The sequence below is a fragment of the Sphaerotilus sp. genome, from assembly GCF_013299175.1.
Lineage (GTDB): Bacteria > Pseudomonadota > Gammaproteobacteria > Burkholderiales > Burkholderiaceae_C > Sphaerotilus.
Genome location: NZ_JAAFKF010000032.1, coordinates 1 through 13,648 on the forward strand (window position 1 = coordinate 1; position 13,648 = coordinate 13,648).

Genomic DNA, 13,648 nt, shown 5'->3' on the forward strand with positions numbered 1-13,648 from the left:
GTCCTACCTCGTCGCCGACAAGATCATCGCCGCGTGCAAGGCCACGGGGGCGCAGGCCGTCCATCCCGGCTACGGCTTCCTGTCCGAGAACGCGGCGTTCGCCCAGCGGCTCGAAGAAGAGGGCATTGCCTTCATCGGCCCGAAGCACTACTCGATCGCCGCGATGGGCGACAAGATCGCCTCGAAGAAGCTCGCGCTGGAAGCCCAGGTCAACACCATCCCCGGCTACAACAACGCCATCGACACGCCCGAGCAGGCGGTCGAGATCGCCAAGGGCATCGGCTACCCGGTGATGATCAAGGCGTCGGCGGGCGGCGGCGGCAAGGGCCTGCGCGTCGCGTTCAACGACAAGGAAGCATTCGAGGGCTTCGCGTCGTGCCGCAACGAAGCGCGCAACAGCTTCGGCGACGACCGCGTCTTCATCGAGAAGTACGTGCTGGAGCCGCGCCACATCGAGATCCAGGTGCTCGGCGACAGCCACGGCAACGTGCTGTACCTCAACGAGCGCGAGTGCTCGATCCAGCGCCGTCACCAGAAGGTCATCGAGGAAGCGCCGTCGCCGTTCATCAGCGACGCCACCCGCAAGGCGATGGGCGAGCAAGCGGTGGCACTGGCCAAGGCGGTGAACTACCAGTCGGCGGGTACGGTCGAGTTCGTCGTCGGCAAGGACCAGGACTTCTATTTCCTGGAGATGAACACCCGCCTGCAGGTCGAGCACCCCGTCACCGAGTGCATCACCGGGCTGGACCTGGTCGAGCAGATGATCCGCGTCGCCGCGGGCGAGCAGCTCGCGTTCACGCAGGCCGACGTCAAGCGCGAAGGCTGGGCGATCGAGTGCCGGATCAATGCGGAAGATCCGTTCCGCAACTTCCTGCCCTCGACGGGCCGGCTGGTGCGTTACGCGCCGCCGGCTGCGGAGCTGGTGCAAGGGACCGAGACGCTGCAAGGCGCGGCCTACGAGAAGGGCCACTTCGGCGGCGTGCGCGTGGACACCGGTGTCTACGAGGGCGGCGAGATCCCGATGTTCTACGACTCGATGATCGCCAAGCTGATCGTTCACGGCCGTGACCGCAACGAGGCGATCGCCAAGATGCGCGAGGCCCTCAACGGCTTCGTGATCCGCGGCATCAGCTCGAACATCCCGTTCCAGGCCGCGCTGCTGGCGCACCCGAAGTTCGTCACGGGCGACTTCAACACCGGCTTCATCGCCGAGCACTACAGCCACGGCTTCAAGGCCGAGGACGTGCCGCACGACGACCCGCTGTTCCTGGTGGCGCTCGCCGCCTTCGTGCGCCGCAAGGCCCGCGAGCGTGCCGCCGGCATCAGTGGCCAGTTGCCCGGCCACGGCGCCAAGACCGCGCCGGATCTGGTCGTGGCCGTGCTCGGTGCGCTGGGCCAGCACGTTTACCACGAGGTCCAGGTCAGCGGCTACGACGCCCCGGCCGCCACCGCCAACGTGCTGATCGGCGACCGCACCTACGCGATCCGCAGCCACACCAAGCTCGGCGACCTGCTGATGACCGGCGTGTGCAACGGCGTGCCGTTCACCGCGCAGGTCGAGCGCGGCTCGAACAAGAACCCGCTCGCCATCCGCGTCGCCCACAACGGCACGCAGATCGACGCCCTGGTGCTCAACCCGCGTGCGGCGCAGATGATGAAGCTGATGCCCTACAAGGCGCCGCCCGACACCAGCAAGTCGCTGCTGTCGCCGATGCCAGGGCTGCTGGCGGACGTGCCGGTGGTGGTCGGCCAGAAGGTGCAGGCCGGGGAGAAGCTGGCGGTGATCGAGGCGATGAAGATGGAGAACATCCTCGTCGCCGCGCAGGACTGCGTGGTCGCCGAGATCCTCGCGAAGAAGGGCGAGAGCCTGAGCGTGGACCAGCCGATCTTGCGGTTCGAGTAAGATTTTGAATCGCCATTCTTGTCGGAAAGATGCCGTATGAATCGTGTAGAGACCAGAACGCTGCGTGATGTTGCAGCATCTTTACGGCAGGCGGATGGCGAATGTGTGGTTCTGATGGGTGCCGGCTGTTCAAAGAGCGCCGGCATACCATTGGCTGGGGAGTTGATTCAGGAAGTTCGCAAAAGTTACCCCGAGGCATTCAGGCGCGCATCTGAAGGTGGAAAAACGCCGGACTACAACGGACTGATGGATCAGTTATCCCCCAGAGAGCGTGAAAAATTGCTGCTGAAGCATATTAAATCTGCGCAACTCAACTGGGCCCATCTTGCTCTGGCGCAATTGTTTGCTCACGATAAAATTGATCGAGTTTTGACGGTCAATTTTGATCCATTGCTAGTAAAAGCTTGTGCAATGGTGAATTTCTTTCCAGCGATCTATGATTTGGCAGGGAGTGATCAGTTTAAGCCTCGTCGTATCGCGCCATACTCTATATTTTTTTTGAATGGGCAGCATACTGGATTTTCAATGCTCAATGGCGCAGATGAGCTGGATGCCCATAGGGGGAAGCTGTCTCGTATTGTTGAAAATACTGGAGTAAGCCGTGTATGGCTGGTAGTTGGCTACAGCGGGGAAGCGGATCCACTGTTGGATGTGTTGGCAAGTCAATCATGTTTTGATGGTGATCTTTATTGGCTTGGGCTTACTGAGCAGCCATCCGAGCGTCAAGCTCAGAGTGGAATATTTCAACGTGGCAGGCACGCTTTTTATGTTGGTGGTCAAGATGCTGATGTTTGCTTAACTGATTTGGCAAGCAATTTGGAGTGTTTTCCTCCTGATTTTCTAGTTCGGCCATTTGAATATCTTAAGAATCTGGTAGATCCTGTGCGATTTGAGACGGGTGGGCCAGTAGCTGTTGGTTTGCGTGATCGTCTCTTTGCACAGTTGAATACTGCCGCAAAGGCTGAAGAGTCTGGAGATCAGCAAGATATATCAAAGGTAGAGGGGTGGTTGCTTTCTGGGCAGCCAGACAGAGTTATCAAATGGTTCAAGCAGCTACCCGAACCAAATTCGGATGCGATCGATTTGGCTGCTTGGGCTTACATAGATGACGGAAACTTATTTGCTGATCGCGCCAGCAAATCATGTGCAAAAGATCTCGATCATGCGAGAGCACTGTGGGGAAAGGCGGGAGAGAGGTACTCGCTGGCGCTGAGTCTGAATGCGGATAAGCACGCAGCGGCCTACAACTGGGGCAACGTCTTGGATAATGAAGCCGAGGCGATCAAGGACGCAGACTTGCCAGCGGCGAGAGGGCTGTGGACGAAGGCGGGGGAGAAGTACGCGCTGGCGCTGAGCTTGAAGGCGGACAGGCACAAAGCGGCCAACAACTGGGGCTTCTCCTTGAGTAAGGAAGCCGATGCCATCAAGGACTCAGACTTGCCAGCGGCGAGAGCACTGTGGGCGAAGGCGGGAGAGAAGTACGCCCTGGCGCTAAGCCTGAAAGTGGATGCTCACGAAGCGGCCAACAACTGGGGCGTTGCCTTGAGTAAGGAAGCCGAGGCGATCAAGGACGCAGACTTGCCAGCGGCGAGAGGACTGTGGGCGAAGGCGGGGGAGAAGTACGCGCTGGCGCTGAGCCTGAAAGTGGATGACCACAAAGCGGCCAACAACTGGGGCACCGCCTTGACTAAGGAAGCCGAGGCGATCAAGGATGCAGATTTGCCAGCGGCGAGGGCGCTGTGGGCGAAGGTGGGAGAAAAGTACGCGCTGGCGCTGAGCCTGAAATCGGATGACCACGACGCGGCCAACAACTTGGGTTCTGCATTAGTTAAAGAATATCATGCACTTGTCGGAGCTGATCTGTCCGAAGCTCTTGCTGTGTTGTCGCGTGCTGCTTCTATTCTTGAAGAACAGAAGGCGATAAATATTCAGGCTCATGCGATCGTTGCGTATAACTTGGCGTGCGTTTACAGTCTACAGGGGAAGTCAGAGCTGGCTATTTCTGAGCTAGATGCGTGCATCAATGCTGGTACTCTGGCAGATCACTGGGTCAGCGACCCGGATTTGAATTCAATTCGTGGATCGGAACGGTTTCAGGTTTGGATGGAAAAGAATTTCCCTGGCATCGCCACGTCGCTGACTTGATTATTTGGAGAGTTATTTATTATGGCAAGTGTCACCATCTCTTCCCGGTTCCAGATCGTCATCCCCAGGGAAATTCGGCGCGCACTGGGTTTGGTACCTGGTCAGCGCGTAGATGTCCGATTGGTTGGCGATCACATCGAAATAGTGCCGCTGCCACTTGTGAACGCCTCGCCCAATGATCCGCAAGCGTCTCCGGATGGCCGGCCCGGTTCTGGCGCTACGGAAGCTTGAGATTTTCTGGCTGGTGTTGCGTCAAGCATTGATGGAAAGTTGGCGCGAACCCAGCCCCCACCCCAACCCTCCCCCGCTGGTGGAGGGAGCAAGACCCGGCAGTCGGCTACCAAAGCCCAGCCATCGAGCGCCTGGAAACGCTACGCCTGAACTCCTCCCCCCAGCGGGGGGAGGTCGGGAGTGGGCCTCCGGAGTCAGTCAACCTGCCAGTCCACGCACGGAACGCCACCACATGAGCACCCCCAAACCCTTCAAGATCCTCGGCCTCCAGCAGATCGCCATCGGTGGCCCTGACAAGCAGCGCCTGAAATCCCTCTGGGTGGACATCTTCGGCCTGTCGGTCAAGAGCACCTTCGTGAGCGAGCGCGAGAACGTGGACGAGGACATCTGCGCCCTTGGTGACGGCCCGACCGCGATCGAGGTCGATCTGATGCAGCCGCTGGACATCGACAAGAAACCCGCCGTCCACACCACGCCGCTCAACCATGTCGGCCTGTGGGTGGACAACCTGCCGCTGGCGGTCGAGTGGATGACGGCCAACGGCGTGCGCTTCGCGCCGGGGGGCATCCGCAAGGGCGCTGCAGGTTTCGACATCTGCTTCATCCACCCGAAGGCGAGCGACGAGTTCCCGATCGGCGGCGAGGGCGTGCTGATCGAGCTGGTGCAGGCGCCGGCCGAGGTGATCGCCGCACTCGGCTGACGGTCGAAACGCGTGTTGGGCAGGGGGTGACAGTCCCCTGTCAGCCGCGTGATTTTGAATTAAGAATTCACCCGACCCCGAGAAGTCCCCGGAGACAGCCCATGACCGCCCATACCGATTACGCCGAATTCCACCGCCGCTCCATCGAAGACCGCGAGGGTTTCTGGGGCGAACAGGCCGCCCTGATCGACTGGCACCAGCCGTTCACGCAGGTCTGCGACTACAGCAACCCGCCGTTCGCCAACTGGTTCGCTGGCGGCCAGACCAACCTGTGCCACAACGCGGTCGATCGCCACCTGAAAGACCGCGCCGACCAGAACGCGCTGATCTTCGTCTCGACCGAGACCAACACCGAGAAGACCTACAGCTTCCGCGAACTGCACGCCGAAGTGCAGCGCATGGCCGCGATCCTGCAGAGCCAGGGTGTCGTCAAGGGCGACCGCGTGCTGATCTACATGCCGATGATCCCGGAGGCGGCGTTCGCGATGCTGGCCTGCGTGCGCATCGGGGCGATCCACTCGGTGGTGTTCGGCGGTTTCGCCAGCCACAGCCTCGCCAGCCGCATCGACGACGCACAGCCGAAGGTGATCGTCAGCGCCGACGCCGGCATGCGCGGCGGCAAGAGCGTGCCGTACAAGCACCTGCTCGACGAAGCCATCAGCCTCGCCACCAGCAAGCCGGCCGCTGTCGTGATGGTCGATCGGGGTCTGGCGCCTTACGCCAAGGTCGAAGGCCGCGACGTGGACTACGCGACGTTGCGCACGCAGTGCATGGACGCCGACGTGCCCTGCGAGTGGGTCGCCTCCGATCACCCGTCCTACATCCTGTACACGTCCGGCACCACCGGCAAGCCCAAGGGCGTGCAGCGCGACACCGCCGGCTACACGGTGGCACTCGCCGCGTCGATGAAGCACATCTACATGGGCGAGCCGGGCGAGACCTACTTCTCCACCAGCGACATCGGCTGGGTCGTCGGCCACAGCTACATCATCTACGGCCCGCTGATCGGCGGCATGGCGACGATCATGTACGAGGGCTTGCCGATCCGCCCCGACGCTGGCATCTGGTGGAGCCTGGTCGAGAAGTACAAGGTCACGGTGATGTTCTCGGCGCCGACCGCCGTGCGCGTGCTGAAGAAGCAAGACCCGGCCTTCCTGACCAAGTACGACCTCTCCAGCCTGAAGGCGCTGTTCCTGGCCGGCGAGCCGCTCGACGAACCCACCGCCAAGTGGATCGCCGAAGCCCTGGGCAAGCCGATCGTGGACAACTACTGGCAGACCGAAACCGGCTGGCCGATCATGGCGGTCTGCAACGGCGTCGAAGCGGCACCGAGTCGCTTCGGTTCGCCGGGCAAGGCAGTCTACGGCTACGACGTGAAGCTGATCGACGAGGCGACCGGCGAGACCATCACCGAGGCGAACAAGAAGGGCGTCGTGGCCGTCGAAGGCCCGCTGCCGCCGGGTTGCCTGCAGACCGTGTGGGGTGACGACAAGCGGTTCGTCAGCACCTACTGGACCAGCATCCCCGGCCGGCAGATGTACAGCACCTTCGACTGGGGCGTGCGCGACGCGGACGGCTACTACTTCATCCTCGGCCGCACCGACGACGTGATCAACGTCGCCGGCCACCGCCTGGGCACCCGCGAGATCGAGGAGAGCATCTCCAGCCACCCGAACGTCGCCGAAGTCGCGGTGGTGGGCGTGGCCGACCAGCTCAAGGGCCAGGTGGCGATGGCCTTCGTGGTGGTCAAGGACGCCAGCCGCGTCACGACCGCCGAAGAGGAGCGCAAGCTGGAAGCCGAGATCTTCAAGGTCGTCGATGCCCAGCTCGGTGCCGTGGCCCGCCCGGCCCGCGTGCGCTTCGTGACCGTGCTGCCCAAGACGCGCTCGGGCAAGGTGCTGCGCCGCGCGATCCAGGCCGTCTGCGAAGGACGTGATGCCGGCGATCTGACGACGATGGAAGACCCGGCTGCGCTGATGCAGATCAAGGATCTGGTCACGGGTTGACCGTCCGAATATTCGGGATCTGCTGCCTTCGGGTGGCGATTCCGGACCACCGCCCCGCCCATTCGAGCGGGGCTTTTTTTCGCCCTGATTTCAGTTCTTCTTCAGAATAGCAAGGGGTAAAAGTCACGAAAAGTTACATAATCGTTGCAAATCACTGACCGGAAGCGAACCGGACATGCCCCGCATCCACATCATTGCCGGCCCCCCAGGCGCAGGAAAAACCACGTTTGCCAAGGAATACCTGCCCCAGGAAGCGGCCTGCAAGAACTTCATCGACGCCGATCTGATCGCCCATGGTCTGTCGCCTTTCGCGCCCGAGCGGATGGCGATGCGGGCGAGCAAGCTGATGCAGATGACCATCCAGGACATGCTGCGGCTGCGCGAAACCTTCGGCTTCGAGACCTCGCTGCGCAGCCGCGACTACGCCAGCCTGATCCCCGACTGGCGCGCCAAGGGCTATGTGGTGCAGATGGTGTTCCTGTCGCTGCCGTCCTGCGAGATGTCGCAGCACCGGATCAACGAGCGGGCGCGCCAGGGCGGGTTGCGCATGACCAGCGATGTCGTGCGGCGCCGCTACGAGGCCGGGCTGCACAACTTCCACGCGGTCTACAAGGACCTGGTGGACCTCTGGGTGCATTTCGACAATGCGGGTCCGGTCCCGAAACTGGTGGACTGGAGCGGCGCATGAGCATGAAGAACGGCACCTTGAACCAGAACTACATCGCACCCGAGGTGCTGGGCGCCTACGCGGCGCTCAAGCGGGCTGCGGAAGTGGCGCGCCAGATCGCGTTCCTGACCGGCACCGATGTGGTGGTCGCGCAGGAGGGCCGCATCGTGCGCGAATCGGGCACCGAGAGCTACGACCTGCGCACCGAGCGCCCGGCGGGCAACGTCCACCCGCTGACCCGGCCGCTGCGCTGACCGGACACCCGCTGCTGCTTTGGCTGCTGCTTCAACGCGGCAGCGCGTCCCGCAGGCACTGCACCTGCCGCGCAATGGGCGCAGGCAGCGCGATCCGGCCGTCCAGCACGGCACGGATGTGCGCGGCGGTGGTCTCGGCATCGATCGCGGCGGGCAGCACGGGCAATGCCACCAGCACACCCTCTTGTGGTGCCACCGAGTGCTCGGTGTCCAGCACGCCGGCGCGGTAGACATCGAGCCGCGGCTGCCGGCGCGCATCGGCCACCGGCTCGCCTTCCGTGCCGCGCATCAGCACCGCGTCGGCGCCACTGTCGCGCAGGTACTGCGACAGGCTCACCGCGTACTCCGGGTGCGTGTGGTTGACGACCCGCAGCGCGCCGGGCAAGGCCGGCAGCAGCTTGGCGATGGTGTGTCCGCTGTTGCGCAGGCCGAGCACGCGGCGCAGCGCCAGCAACTGCGCGAGCGGGCGGTTCAGCGTGTCGAGCGACAGGAACACCGGCGCGCCGCCCGCCCACTGCGCCGCGGCTTGGGCGGCATCGGCGGCGGGGGGCAGGCCGAGCGCGGTGAAGATGGCTGCGCTGGTGACGCGGCCAGGGTCGTCGGTCGGGCCGTGTACCAGCACCGGCACGCCCTCACGCGCCAGCAGCAGCGCCAGCAGCGGCGTGAAGTTCGGCAGCTTGCGCGCGCCGTTGTACGAGGGCAGCAGCACGGCGGGCATCGGCCCTGGTGCCACCAGCGGCAGCGTGTGCGCCATCGCCGCTTCGACGAAGGCCGAGAGTTCGTCTGCCGACTCCCCCTTGATCCGCATCGCCAGCGCGAAGCCGCCGAGTTCGAGGTCGCTGACACGGCCGCCGAGGATGCGGGTCATCAGGTCGAGCGCCTGGGCGCGGTCCAGCGCACGGGCGCCGTCCTTGCCGCGGCCGATGGTCTTGAGGTAGGGGGCGATGGTCGTGGTGGGCGTCATGGGGGGATTGTCACGGGCCTGGACCCGCGCGGCCACCCTCAGGCCGCCACGAACCACTCGCCCGCCAGCGTCACCCCGACCTCACCCCGGATGTCCCGCGACGACGCACCGACCCGCAGCCCGAACGCCCCCGCCTCGGCCACCCAGCCGCCACGCGCCGTGTCGAACCACGCGAACGCCCGCATCCCGAGCGTGATCGTCGCGGTCCCGGTTTCACCCGGCTGCAGCGCGAGCTTGGCAAATCCCTTGAGTTCCTGTGCCGGCCGGTCCACACCGCTGACCGGATCGCTGACATAGAGCTGCACGACCTCGGCGCCTGCCCGCGTGCCCGTGTTGGTGACGTCCACCGAGACCGTGACGTGGCCACCCGACGCCATCTCCGTGCGATCGACGCGCACCTCGCCCCAGGCAAACGACGTGTACGACAGCCCATGCCCGAACGGGAACATCGGCGCGACGCCGTGCGTGTCGTGGTGCCGGTAGCCAATGAACACGCCCTCGTCATAGACCACGCGCCCATCCACGCCGGGGTAGCGCAGCGGATCGCCGTTCGAGGTGATGACATCGGCGAGCCGCTTCGGCCACGTCTGCGGCAGCCGCCCGCCCGGCGCGGCGCGGCCCGTCAGCACGTCGGCGATCGCGTGGCCGCACTCCTGGCCCGGATACCACGCCTGCAGCACCGCCGGCACCTTGTCGAGCCACGGCAGCTCGACCGGCGCCCCGGTCTGCAGCACGACGATGGTGTTCGGGTTCGCGGCGACGACGCGCTCGACCAGCGCGTTCTGCTGGTGCGGCAGCGCCATGTCGGGGCGGTCCAGGCCCTCGCAGTCCCACTCGGCGTTCAGGCCGATGAAGACCACCGCCACGTCCGCCTGACGCGCCGCGGCTTCGGCTGCCGCCAGATCGGCCTCGCCCCGCGGCAGGTGTACGCCCAGCCGCAGCGCCTTGAACGACACCGGCACACTCGTCGGCGACGAATACTCGACCGTGATCGCCACCGGCACGCCCGCCCGCAGACGGTGGCTGACCACGCGCTCGGTGCAGCCGAAGGTGAAGTAGGTGTCGCCTGGCGCCCAGCTTTCCCACGCCTCGACGACCTGCACGCCATCGAACAGCACGCGGCTCAGGCCCGCGCTGGTGATCGAGACCTGGTAATCGCCATCGGCCGGCGGCACGAAGGTCAGCGTGGCCCGCGCCGAGAAGTGCAGCGGGTCGATGCCGTCCTCCACCGCGCCGCCCCAGAGCTTTTCGCTGCTCGGGTAGACGGCCTGCACCGCCGGCTCGCCGCTCAGGTCGGTCGAGGTGTAGAACGCCACCGCCATCGGCTGGTTCAGCACCGGCACCCAGCGGTAGTTGTCCGCGCCGGGCGTGCAGACCAGCGCGGCGTCGGTCTGCGCGGCCAGCCCTTGGTGCGGCGTGATGCGGTGCAGCGCGTTCACGTTGGCACTGCCGCCGCCCATGATCTGCGCGGTGTCCACGTTCGGGCCGATCAGCGCGATCGTGCGGGCCGATCCGGCGTTTTCTCCCAGTGGCAGCAGCGCGCCGTCGTTCTTCAGCAGCACCGACCCTTCCGCGCCGAGGCGGCGGATCAGGGCGCGGCGCTCGGGCGAATCCTCGGAACGCTCGTCCGGGATGCCCGGCGACGCGAAGCCGCCGACCCGCTCGACCAGTTGCAGCACCCGCCCCGCGCAGGCCCGCACGTCATCGGCCGACACGCGACCGTCGCGCACCGCCTGCACCAGCGCCTCGCCCCGGTGGCGGGTCGTGCCGGGCATCTCCAGGTCCATGCCGGCGGTGGCGGATTTGTGCGTGTCGTGCTCGGCGAACCAGTCCGACATCACCAGCCCGTCGAAGCCCCACTGGCCACGCAGGATGTCGCGCACCAGCGGTGCGTTGTCGCCCGCGAAGTCGCCGTTGATGCGGTTGTACGAGGTCATCACGGCCAGCACGTTCGCTTCCTTGACGGCTTTCTCGAACGGCACCAGGTACAGCTCGCGCATCGTCCGCTCATCGACCACGGAGTCGATCGACATGCGCTCCACCTCGCTGTCGTTGCAGACGAAGTGCTTGATCGTCGCGGCCACGCCGTTGTCCTGCAGACCGCGGATGTAGCCGCAGGCGATCTCGCCGGTCAGGTACGGGTCTTCCGAGTAGCACTCGAAGTTGCGGCCGTTGAGCGTCGAGCGGTGCAGGTTGACGGTCGGCGCGAGCAGCACGGTGGCGCCCTTGAGCTTGGCCTCGTCCGCCAGCGCGTGGCCGGCTTCGGCGATCAGCGCGGGGTTCCAGGTGGCGCCGAGCGCGATGGCGGCGGGGAAACACGCGGTCTGCGGGCCGCCGTTGAAGATGCCGCCGCGGGCGCCGTTCGGGCCGTCAGTGACCTTGATGGCGGGGATGCCCAGCCGCTGGATGGCGACCGTACACCAGAAGTCGGCGCCGGTGAGCAGGCTGACTTGCTCTTCCAGCGTCAGGGCGTCGAGCAGGGCGGGGATGTTGGGGGTGGTCATGGAAAGGGTGTCCGGATCAGGAAGTCAGGAAGGGTCGAATGGCAGGTCGGTCCACGCGCCGTCACGCGAGGCGCTGGCGAGGACCGTTTCCACAAACGCGAGGCTGCGCACGCCGTCGTCCACGCCGGGCACGCTGGCCGGGCGGGCGAGGTCGCGCAGGTCGCTGGCGAAGTCGCGGTAAAGCTGGGCGAAGGCTTCGAGATAACCCTCGGGGTGGCCGCCCGGCGTGCGGGTCGCGGCGGCGGCGACGGCGGGCAGCGACGCCATGCCGCGGGTCAGGCGCTGCGCGGGCTGGCCGGCCGGATGCCACGTCAGCTCGTTGGGCGATTCCTGGTCCCAGTGCAGCGCGGCCTTCGTGCCGTAGACGCGCAGGCGCAGGTGGTTTTCCTCGCCAGTCGCCACCTGGCTGGCCCAGAGCATCCCGCGGGCGCCGCTGGCGTAGCGCAGTTGCACCTGCACATGGTCATCGACACGCCGGCCGGGCACGAAGGTGGTCAGCTCGGCGCTGAGCTGCTGCGGCGACTGGCCGGTGACGAATTCGGCGAGCTGCGCGGCGTGCGTGCCCACGTCGCCGAGGCAGCCGGCCGGTCCCGCCAGCGCGGGGTCGGTGCGCCACGCAGCTTGCTTCTGGCCCGAATCTTCGAGCGGCTGCGCAAGCCAGTCTTGCGCATACTCGACCTGCACGATGCGCACGTCGCCCAGTTCGCCCGCCGCCACCAGCGCACGGGCGGCGCGGATCAGCGGATAGCCGGTGTAGTTGTGCGTCAACGCGAGCCGCACGCCGTGTTGCCGCACGAGGGCTTGCAGGTGCTGCGCGTCGGCGAGGTTCGTGGTCAGCGGCTTGTCGCAGATGACGTGAATACCCGCCTCGATGAAGGCGCAGGCGACCGGGAAATGCAGGTGGTTCGGCGTGACGATCGCCACCGCGTCGATGCCGCTGCCGTCAGCCCGGCGGGCGGCTTCGGCGCGTGCCATCTCGCGGAAATCGCTGTAGCAGCGCGCCGGGTCGATCCGCAGCTCCGCTCCGCTGGCGCGGGCGCGTTCCGGGTCGGACGACAGCGCACCCGCGACCAGTTCCCAGTCGTCGTCGAGCCGCGCCGCGATGCGATGGACGGCGCCGATGAACGCGCCTTGCCCGCCGCCGACCATGCCCAGCCGCAGGCGGCGCGGCGCGGAGATCGGCGCGTTCATGCCCGTGGCTCCAGACCGAGCATCCTGCGGTTGGTGGCGTCGTCGGTGGTGCTCGCCGCGAAGTCGTCGAAGGCCCGTTCGGCCACGCGGATCAGGTGATCGCGGATGAACGGCGCCCCCTCGGCGGCCCCTTGCTCGGGATGCTTGATGCAGCATTCCCACTCCAGCACCGCCCAGCCGGTGTAACCGTACTGCGTCAGCTTGCTGAAGATGGCGCGGAAATCCACCTGCCCGTCGCCGAGCGAGCGGAAGCGGCCGGCGCGGTCCTTCCATGCCTGGAAGCCGCCGTAGACCCCGAGTCGGCCGGTCGGGCGGAACTCGGCGTCCTTGACGTGGAACGCCTTGATGCGCTCGTGGTAGCAGTCGATGTAGGCGAGGTAGTCGAGCTGCTGCAGCACGAAGTGGCTCGGGTCGTACAACAGGTTCGCCCGCGGGTGGTTCCCCACGCGCTCCAGGAACATCTCGTAGCTCGCCCCGTCGCAGAGGTCTTCGCCGGGATGGACCTCGTAGCAGACATCGACGCCGGCTTCGTCGAACGCATCGAGGATCGGCCGCCAGCGCGCCGCGAGTTCGTCGAACGCCGCCTCGATCAGCCCGGCCGGCCGCTGCGGCCACGGGTAGAGGTAGGGCCACGCGAGCGCGCCGCTGAACGTGGCGTGCGCAGTCAGGCCAAGGCGCTGCGATGCCTTGGCGGCGAAGTGCAGTTGCTGCTTCGCCCATTCGGTGCGTTCGGCGTACTTGCCGCGCACCGCTTCGGGTGCGAAGGCGTCCATCGGCGCGTCGTAGGCGGGGTGTACGGCGACGAGCTGGCCTTGCAGGTGCGTCGAAAGCTCGGTGATCTGCACGCCATGCGCCGCCAGCCGGCCGCGCAGGTCATCGCAGTAGGTCTGGCTCTCGGCGGCCAGTGCGAGGTCCATCAGCCGCGTGTCCCAGCTCGGGATCTGCACGCCCGCGTAGCCGTGGCCTGCCGCCCAGCCGGCGAGGCCGTCGAGTGAGTTGTACGGCGCCGCGTCGCCCGCGAACTGCGCCAGGAAGACGCCGGGGCCGCGGATCGGGGAGGTGGTGGTGGTCATGGCGTGCCCC

At 65.8% G+C, this 13,648-nt stretch carries 11 protein-coding genes; 7 read left to right on the forward strand and 4 right to left on the reverse strand.

Going from position 1 to position 13,648, the window contains the following annotated elements; translation table 11 throughout:
* From QZW52_RS07735 to QZW52_RS07760, 7 genes are all read left to right on the forward strand, one after another.
* On the forward strand, positions 1 to 1,903 hold a 1,903-nt coding region (locus QZW52_RS07735), incomplete at its 5' end, for an ATP-binding protein (protein ID WP_293996986.1).
* A gap of 36 nt (positions 1,904 to 1,939) precedes the next feature.
* Positions 1,940 to 4,048: a TPR end-of-group domain-containing protein gene (locus QZW52_RS07740; RefSeq protein WP_293996988.1), complete on the forward strand. Its 2,109-nt coding sequence runs from the start codon at positions 1,940 to 1,942 to the stop codon at positions 4,046 to 4,048.
* Positions 4,049 to 4,069: 21 nt separating this feature from the next.
* Positions 4,070 to 4,279: an AbrB/MazE/SpoVT family DNA-binding domain-containing protein gene (locus QZW52_RS19215; RefSeq protein WP_363226331.1), complete on the forward strand. Its 210-nt coding sequence runs from the start codon at positions 4,070 to 4,072 to the stop codon at positions 4,277 to 4,279.
* Positions 4,280 to 4,511: 232 nt separating this feature from the next.
* Positions 4,512 to 4,979, forward strand: a complete 468-nt coding sequence (locus QZW52_RS07745; protein ID WP_293996990.1) for a VOC family protein — start codon at positions 4,512 to 4,514, stop codon at positions 4,977 to 4,979.
* A gap of 65 nt (positions 4,980 to 5,044) precedes the next feature.
* Positions 5,045 to 6,985 (forward strand): propionate--CoA ligase, encoded by a 1,941-nt coding sequence (locus QZW52_RS07750; protein WP_293997033.1) that lies wholly within the window; start codon positions 5,045 to 5,047, stop codon positions 6,983 to 6,985.
* Between the two features lie 175 nt (positions 6,986 to 7,160).
* A complete protein-coding gene (locus QZW52_RS07755) occupies positions 7,161 to 7,673 on the forward strand; it encodes an ATPase (RefSeq protein ID WP_293996992.1) in 513 nt (170 codons plus the stop codon).
* Positions 7,670 to 7,906 carry a hypothetical protein gene (locus tag QZW52_RS07760; RefSeq protein WP_293996994.1) on the forward strand — a complete coding sequence of 79 codons (237 nt, stop codon included), beginning with the start codon at positions 7,670 to 7,672 and terminating at the stop codon, positions 7,904 to 7,906. Before QZW52_RS07755 ends, QZW52_RS07760 begins: the two co-directional genes overlap by 4 nt.
* A gap of 31 nt (positions 7,907 to 7,937) precedes the next feature.
* Here QZW52_RS07760 and ybiB read toward each other — a convergent pair whose 3' ends face one another.
* Genes ybiB through QZW52_RS07780 form a run of 4 tightly spaced genes read right to left on the reverse strand, consistent with a single transcriptional unit; the run spans position 7,938 to position 13,638 of the window.
* Positions 7,938 to 8,870 carry a DNA-binding protein YbiB gene (ybiB, locus tag QZW52_RS07765; RefSeq protein ID WP_293996996.1) on the reverse strand — a complete coding sequence of 311 codons (933 nt, stop codon included), beginning with the start codon at positions 8,868 to 8,870 and terminating at the stop codon, positions 7,938 to 7,940.
* Positions 8,871 to 8,908: 38 nt separating this feature from the next.
* On the reverse strand, positions 8,909 to 11,374 hold the full coding sequence (locus QZW52_RS07770; RefSeq protein ID WP_293996998.1) for a glycoside hydrolase family 3 C-terminal domain-containing protein: 2,466 nt from the start codon (positions 11,372 to 11,374) through the stop codon (positions 8,909 to 8,911).
* A 24-nt stretch (positions 11,375 to 11,398) separates the two neighbouring features.
* Positions 11,399 to 12,565 (reverse strand): Gfo/Idh/MocA family protein, encoded by a 1,167-nt coding sequence (locus QZW52_RS07775; RefSeq protein ID WP_293997000.1) that lies wholly within the window; start codon positions 12,563 to 12,565, stop codon positions 11,399 to 11,401.
* Positions 12,562 to 13,638 carry a sugar phosphate isomerase/epimerase family protein gene (locus tag QZW52_RS07780; protein ID WP_293997002.1) on the reverse strand — a complete coding sequence of 359 codons (1,077 nt, stop codon included), beginning with the start codon at positions 13,636 to 13,638 and terminating at the stop codon, positions 12,562 to 12,564. The genes QZW52_RS07775 and QZW52_RS07780 overlap by 4 nt, the downstream gene beginning before the upstream one ends.
* Between the last annotated feature and the right edge of the window lie 10 nt (positions 13,639 to 13,648).

Excerpts from the sequence above, each read along its gene's own strand:
- QZW52_RS07740 (WP_293996988.1), top strand. The coding sequence starts at position 1,940 with ATGAATCGTGTAGAGACCAGAACGCTGCGTGATGTTGCAGCATCTTTA.
- QZW52_RS19215 (WP_363226331.1), top strand. The coding sequence starts at position 4,070 with ATGGCAAGTGTCACCATCTCTTCCCGGTTCCAGATCGTCATCCCCAGG.
- QZW52_RS07745 (WP_293996990.1), top strand. The coding sequence starts at position 4,512 with ATGAGCACCCCCAAACCCTTCAAGATCCTCGGCCTCCAGCAGATCGCC.
- QZW52_RS07755 (WP_293996992.1), top strand. The coding sequence starts at position 7,161 with ATGCCCCGCATCCACATCATTGCCGGCCCCCCAGGCGCAGGAAAAACC.
- QZW52_RS07760 (WP_293996994.1), top strand. The coding sequence starts at position 7,670 with ATGAGCATGAAGAACGGCACCTTGAACCAGAACTACATCGCACCCGAG.
- ybiB (WP_293996996.1), bottom strand. The coding sequence starts at position 8,870 with ATGACGCCCACCACGACCATCGCCCCCTACCTCAAGACCATCGGCCGC.
- QZW52_RS07770 (WP_293996998.1), bottom strand. The coding sequence starts at position 11,374 with ATGACCACCCCCAACATCCCCGCCCTGCTCGACGCCCTGACGCTGGAA.
- QZW52_RS07775 (WP_293997000.1), bottom strand. The coding sequence starts at position 12,565 with ATGAACGCGCCGATCTCCGCGCCGCGCCGCCTGCGGCTGGGCATGGTC.
- QZW52_RS07780 (WP_293997002.1), bottom strand. The coding sequence starts at position 13,638 with ATGACCACCACCACCTCCCCGATCCGCGGCCCCGGCGTCTTCCTGGCG.